Source organism: Winogradskyella poriferorum (assembly GCF_050618035.1).
Classification (GTDB): domain Bacteria; phylum Bacteroidota; class Bacteroidia; order Flavobacteriales; family Flavobacteriaceae; genus Winogradskyella; species Winogradskyella poriferorum_A.
This window is the reverse complement of sequence record NZ_JBODPY010000025.1, coordinates 1-303: the sequence shown is the minus strand read 5'-3', so window position 1 is coordinate 303 and position 303 is coordinate 1. Positions and strand designations below refer to the sequence as shown.

Here is a 303-nt window from a genome sequence, read left to right as displayed (position 1 = left end):
TGATCGATCTGATTCCTGCACCTGAGTTCGATGCGGGGAAGTCCGAGAAACAATACTGGGACAGACGATCCATGATGCGACAGTTTATGGAAGATCACGATGGAGCCTTCCAGCGTATTCAGATGACTGATGAGTGGGTGATCCACAGCGTCGTTGAAGCCTTTGAGCTAGGTAATAAGCTGATCGAGAAAGGAGAAGAAGGCATCATCCTTAAGAACCCTAAAGGTCACTGGGTCAACAAGCGCAGTAAAGACTGGCTTAAAGTGAAGGACAAAAACACTGTCGACCTGGTGGTGAAGCGTC

At 48.5% G+C, this 303-nt stretch carries 1 protein-coding gene; it reads left to right on the top strand.

The window, feature by feature from the left end:
* Positions 1 to 86: 86 nt before the first annotated feature.
* Positions 87 to 303: hypothetical protein (locus ACRHOC_RS14775; protein ID WP_431159397.1), on the top strand; the 217-nt coding region annotated here is incomplete at its 3' end.